The sequence below is a fragment of the Oleiphilus sp. HI0079 genome, from assembly GCF_001635105.1.
The window spans coordinates 1-4,649 of record NZ_LWFT01000618.1 but is presented as its reverse complement, the minus strand read 5'-3'; the positions used below and the strand labels follow the sequence as shown (position 1 = coordinate 4,649).

4 protein-coding genes are annotated in these 4,649 nt (G+C 42.4%); all 4 read left to right on the top strand.

Features of this window, described 5'->3' with window-relative positions:
* The coding region (yidC, locus tag A3750_RS11180; protein WP_082873266.1) for a membrane protein insertase YidC at nt 1-1,045 on the top strand (1,045 nt) is incomplete at its 5' end.
* Between the two features lie 6 nt (nt 1,046-1,051).
* Nucleotides 1,052-2,422: a tRNA uridine-5-carboxymethylaminomethyl(34) synthesis GTPase MnmE gene (gene mnmE, locus A3750_RS11175; RefSeq protein ID WP_197466301.1), complete on the top strand. Its 1,371-nt coding sequence runs from the start codon at nt 1,052-1,054 to the stop codon at nt 2,420-2,422.
* Nucleotides 2,423-2,451: 29 nt separating this feature from the next.
* On the top strand, nt 2,452-3,720 hold the full coding sequence (locus tag A3750_RS11170) for an MFS transporter (protein ID WP_082863215.1): 1,269 nt from the start codon (nt 2,452-2,454) through the stop codon (nt 3,718-3,720).
* Between the two features lie 337 nt (nt 3,721-4,057).
* Nucleotides 4,058-4,649: FAD-dependent oxidoreductase (locus A3750_RS11165; protein ID WP_156498521.1), on the top strand; the 592-nt coding region annotated here is incomplete at its 3' end.

The window sequence follows — 4,649 nt, the reverse complement described above, 5'->3', positions numbered from 1 at the left end:
TGAAGCTAACTTTTCTGGGAAGATTGTTCGAGATCGAAGTGTAGATCCGTCTAGTCAAACGAGTATGGGAATGCAATCTTATCTGGGGATGGTGCTCTCTAGTGAGCAAGAGCCGTATGAGAAAATTGATTTCGATGACATGCTTGAGTCGCCAGTTAATCAGCAGATTCAGGGTGGTTGGCTCGCATTTATACAACATTACTTTATTTCGGCATGGATACCAGATTCGGAAGTAATGCAAACCTATCAAACTAGGGTCAAAAATGGCCTATATCTGATGGGTTATATTAGCCCTGCTACGGTTGTTCAGCCAGGGGAAAAAGGAAGTGTTGGTGGCCAGTTGTACTTGGGCCCGAAAATTATTGACCGTTTAGAGCAAGCCGCTAAACGTCTGGATTTAACAGTCGACTATGGTTGGTTGTTCTTTGTTGCTTACCCACTGTTTCTTCTTTTGGATTTCTTACACGGCCTAGTTTTAAACTGGGGTGTCGCAATTATCTTGGTCACGGTCGTGGTCAAAGCATTGTTCTTTAAATTGTCTGCAGCGAGTTATCGTTCTATGGCAAATATGCGTCGTGTAGCTCCTAAGTTGCAGGCGTTAAAAGAGCAGTATGGTGAAGATCGCCAGAAAATGTCACAAGCGATGATGGATCTCTATCGCAAAGAAAAGATAAATCCGCTCGGTGGTTGCTTACCGATCCTTGTGCAGATGCCTGTTTTTATCGCGCTATATTGGGTCTTGTTGGAAAGCGTACAGCTGCGACATGCGCCTTTCTTCTTTTGGATTCATGACTTATCAGTAAAAGATCCCTTTTTCGTGTTACCGATCTTGATGGGTATCAGTATGTTTATTCAAATGCAGTTGAACCCAACCCCTCCTGATCCAATGCAGGCTCGAATCATGAAAATCATGCCTGTTATGATGACGGTATTTTTTCTTTGGTTCCCTTCAGGCCTAGTGCTTTATTGGCTAGTGAATAATATTCTTTCGATTGCACAACAATGGGTTATTACGCGCCAGATAGAAAAAGGTGCGGGTGCCTAACCCTCGATGATTGAATATCACGTTGATACCATCGCGGCAATTGCTACGGCTACTGGCCGTGGTGGCGTTGGTATCATTCGAGTGTCTGGTCCAAAATCATCCGAGATAGCGCAAAAATTCTTAAAGCAGCCCCTTCGACCTCGCTATGCGCATTATGGTTCGTTTTTTGATAAAAACGATCAACCGTTAGATCAAGGTATTGCCTTATCTTTTAAAGCTCCCAATTCTTTTACTGGAGAGGATGTATTGGAGCTTCAAGCTCATGGCGGGCCAATCGTACTTGATATGCTTCTACGGACTTGCATCGATTACGGTGCTCGATTGGCCGAGCCTGGTGAATTTACACAGCGTGCATTTTTGAATGATAAGTTAGATTTAGTTCAAGCTGAGGCAATTGCAGATCTGATAGATAGTACCTCTGAGGCCGCTGCTCGGAGTGCTCTTCGATCTTTGCACGGAGATTTTTCAAAGCGAGTAACCGCTATTACGGACGAACTGATCAATATCAGAATGTTTGTAGAAGCTGCGATTGATTTTCCTGAAGAAGAGATCGATTTTTTAGCTGATTCTAAGGTGCTTCAACAGGTTGACGAACTAAAACTCAAACTTGAAAACATCATGAGTGTTGCAAATCAAGGAGCTTTGTTAACCGAAGGTATTCGAGTCGTTATTGCGGGTCGGCCTAATGCGGGCAAGTCGAGTCTGCTCAATGCGTTGGCTGGATCGGAGTCTGCCATCGTTACAGATATCGAGGGTACAACGCGAGATGTGCTTAAAGAGCAGATTTCTATTGATGGTTTACCTGTGCATATCATTGACACTGCCGGTCTCAGAGAGAGTAATGACAAAGTAGAACAGATAGGCATAGAGCGAGCATGGAAAGAAATCAATCAGGCCGATTTGATATTGCTGGTTTATGATGGGGTAAAAGAACCAAATTTTGATCCCGACAAAGATTGGAGTGATTTTTTGGCGCGGCTAAGTAGGCGTGATCATGTTGTTCTTGTTCAGAATAAAATTGATCAATCTAATCTTGATGCCGAGTCAAATTTTCTGCAGGCGGGATGGCAGCGAATAAGACTTTCCGCTAAGACTGGTTTTGGTATTGATTTGTTGAAATCCTATCTCAAAGAATTTGTGGGTTTTAACAATGTTGAGGAAGGGTCTTTCACGGCTCGACGGCGTCATTTAACTGCACTGAAAACTGCCTTACATCATGTTGAGCTCGGAAGAGATCAGTTAGTACAAGCAAATGCCGGTGAGCTGCTCGCGGAAGATTTACGTTTAGCTCAAGAAGCACTTAGTACCATAACAGGACGTTTTTCAGCTGATGATTTACTGGGCGAGATTTTTGGCAGTTTCTGCATTGGAAAATAATTTATAAAAAACGTAGAAGGTAAACGCTGATGAGTCAGTCCAAGCTCCTCCGATCTAAAAGGTTTTTACCTCTTTTTCTTACTCAGTTTTTTGGGGCCTGTAACGACAACATATTCAAAAATACGTTGATGCTGATTCTAGCGTTTTCTGCCACTTCAAACTTGTCGGTTGATTCCAATGTTTTACTCAATCTTGCCGCTGGTCTATTTATTCTACCTTTTCTCTTGTTTTCATCGATTGCTGGACAAATAACAGACAAGTATGAAAAATCCGCCTTAGTAAGAAAGGTAAAATTTGCAGAGATTATTATTATGGTGCTAGCCGCTGCAGCGCTGTACTTCGAAGCATATTACTCACTGTTGTTTGTTCTCTTTTTGATGGGCTGCCAGTCGACTCTTTTTGGTCCCGTTAAGTATGCTTTACTCCCTCAGCATTTAGCTAAAGGAGAGTTAGTTGGCGGAAATGCACTTGTTGAGATGGCCACATTTGTTGCAATTCTACTTGGGACTATCTTTGCAGGAATTATTCTCGAATCTGACTCTCATCGTGAGGTTTGTGCCGTTGCAGTAGTGGCTCTTGCAGTCATAGGCTACCTATCAAGTTTGAATATACCGGAAGCGCCTAGCTCAGATACTAGTATTGAGCTTGATCTAAATATCGTTAGAGGGACATGCGCACAAATCAAACAAGCGGCGACAGACAAGATCTCTTTCAAGGCTGTTATTGCGGTATCTTGGTTTTGGTTTTTAGGGGCCAGTTATTTGACGCAATTTCCTAATTTTGCTCGCGTTGTTTTGAACGGTGATACAAGCGTCGTTACGTTGCTGTTGACTATATTTTCACTAGGGATTGGTCTGGGTTCTCTCATGGTTGAGCGGCTAAGCAGGCGTTATATTACGCAGTCGCTCGTAAATTCCGGAATAGCAGGCTTAGCGGTATTTGGATTTTGCTTGTATTTGGTGATTCCAGAAACAATCAACCCTACAGATTGGAAGGTGTTTTTCTCGCAGCTTAGCTTATCGCTAATTCTTTTATGTGTGCTTGGAATTGGTATATTTGGTGGGGTGTTTATTGTTCCCTTGTATGCGTTAATTCAAATCAGAGCTAAGCCCGAGTTTCGAGCGAGAATTATCGCTGTCATCAACATTATTAATGCCTTATTCATGGTTTTTAGTGCCGTTTTTGCGATGCTTTTACTTGGTATTGTTGGTTTGAGTATCCCAATATTCTTTGCGATCCTGGCCATATTGAACATTGTTCTTTTCTGGTACTTGAACCGAGACTTCGCTTTATCATGACGGTCAGTAATAAAATCAACTACTTAGCGTTGCTAGGTTGGTTCTTTGTGTATAACTTAATAAATTTTCGTCCAGAATTTAATAGATTATTTTTATAAACCAATTAAATCAATAGGTTACGTTATATTCTTGTCTAAAATTCTCGGTTAATCTGTGGATAACTCTTTGGATAAGTAGCCTAAACCTGCGTAATATCGTTGTTTAGGAGAGCATTCTGTTTTCTTAACCGAGTAAGCAAAATAAACTGTATGATTTTTGTACGTATTTACTGTACAAGGACGCCATAGAGATTATAATTGCGCGCCATTTTTTAGATCCTTTTCCTGTAGAGGTTTTTGTGGAATATCCCAAGCATTACGATGTTATTGTCATTGGCGGCGGTCACGCTGGAACTGAGGCCGCGCTTGCGGCAGCAAGAACGGGTGCCCAGACGCTACTTTTGACTCATAACATCGAGACACTTGGTCAGATGTCCTGCAACCCGGCAATTGGTGGGATAGGAAAAAGTCATTTAGTCAAAGAAATAGATGCCTTAGACGGTGCGATGGCGAAAGCAACAGACTTAGCTGGTATACAGTTTAGGGTGCTGAATAGCCGAAAGGGACCTGCAGTTCGAGCAACCCGCGCTCAAGCAGATAGAGCATTGTATAAAGCTGCGATACGAACCATATTGGAAAATCAGGATGATTTGGAGATTTTCCAGCAGTCAGCTGATGACTTGGTTGTCGAAAATAACACTGTCAAAGGTGTTGTAACGAATATGGGGATCATATTTCGAGCTCACTCAGTCGTCCTGACAACAGGAACCTTTTTAGGTGGCGTTATCCACATTGGGCTTGAAAATCATAGCGGCGGAAGAGCGGGTGACCCGCCTTCAATTGCATTGGCAAACCGTTTAAGGGAACTTCCTTTTCGAGTTGGGCGTTTAA

Bases quoted from the DNA above. Each gene is read 5' to 3' on its own strand.
- A3750_RS11170 (WP_082863215.1), top strand. From the start codon at position 2,452: ATGAGTCAGTCCAAGCTCCTCCGATCTAAAAGGTTTTTACCTCTTTTT.
- mnmE (WP_197466301.1), top strand. From the start codon at position 1,052: ATGATTGAATATCACGTTGATACCATCGCGGCAATTGCTACGGCTACT.